The sequence below is a fragment of the Vibrio sp. D173a genome, from assembly GCF_030248475.1.
This window is the reverse complement of record NZ_JAHGAH010000687.1, coordinates 1-1140: the sequence shown is the minus strand read 5'-3', so window position 1 is coordinate 1140 and position 1140 is coordinate 1. Positions and strand designations below refer to the sequence as shown.

Here is a 1140-nt window from a genome sequence, read left to right as displayed (position 1 = left end):
TAAACTGTATAGATACACAGAAAAGAAAGTAAAGATGATGAGTAAATTATCCAAAACTTGATATTCGGATTTGTAGGGCAAACGCACGCCCTCTGAATTGTGCAGAGTATTTAATCTAAGTGATTTTGGGGCAAAAGTAAGTTCATTACGCAGGTTGCGTAATGGATTTGTAACGCTAAATGGGGCAGTTCTGAGCTAGCCAATGGTAGAGAAATCAAGAGGCAAGACAGATGGCATACCTTGCCTTATTATTGGCTTCAATTTAAAAATTAAAATCAGTAGTTCTTATTACGCATCTCGACTACGTTTAACCATTCACCATCTTCTTTTTCCCAGATAGAAGTGTACTTTTGGATTTCTAATTTTTGACCCGGCATCTGAAATTTCACAAGACCGATAGCCCACGCCATTGTACCGTCTTTGCTAACGTGTGCTTCCGCTGGCTCGTAAGATAGATAAACACCCATTTCGCCAATAAATTGTTTGAACATCGCGACTTGCTGATCACGACCTTGCAGAATCCCTCCTTCTTCTAGCAATATGATACCGTGCTCGTGCAGTGATTCTCCTAGCTCGTCGTATACTCCTGCCATTAGCTGTTGACACAGTTTGCGCTCCAACGCCATGATTTCACGAGTTTCCGCGGTATCCTCGTAGCGAGGGGTTCGGATTTTCTCTACACCAGTCACCACACAGTGTTCGTCTGTCATTCCATCTAACCATTGCTTTTCTATGTCATTTGCTAATGCTGATGGTGCAATAAAAGCAGATACAAGAGCTACTGATGTGAATAGTGTTTTTAATGCTTTCATGATTTATATGTTCCTGATTATCTTTACTTTAAATGTTAATGCGACTTATTGGTTCATGTTTCTAATTTCAGCAACAACTTTCCATTTTCCGTCTTCTTTTACCCAGACGCTGACATACTTTCCATATTCAACATTGCCGTTTTCATGAGTGATGGTGATGACACCATGTACCCAACCCATATCATCTGAAGCACTCACGAATGCCTCGGTTGGTTCCCAGAAAAAGCGTGGGAACGCATCGCTTGGGGCCTGTGGTTTACCACCCGTTTCAGCTATTCGTTTGGCAAAAATGTCATCTGCCCTCTCTGCTGCACTGCCGGGGTTAAAC

2 protein-coding genes are annotated in these 1140 nt (G+C 42.0%); both read right to left on the bottom strand.

Annotated elements, in window-relative coordinates; all coding sequences use genetic code 11:
• Positions 1-275: 275 nt before the first annotated feature.
• Positions 276-812 (bottom strand): nuclear transport factor 2 family protein, encoded by a 537-nt coding sequence (locus tag KIV40_RS28520; protein ID WP_285352586.1) that lies wholly within the window; start codon positions 810-812, stop codon positions 276-278.
• A gap of 45 nt (positions 813-857) precedes the next feature.
• A partial coding sequence (locus KIV40_RS28515; protein ID WP_285352584.1) for a nuclear transport factor 2 family protein occupies positions 858-1140 on the bottom strand: 283 nt, incomplete at its 5' end.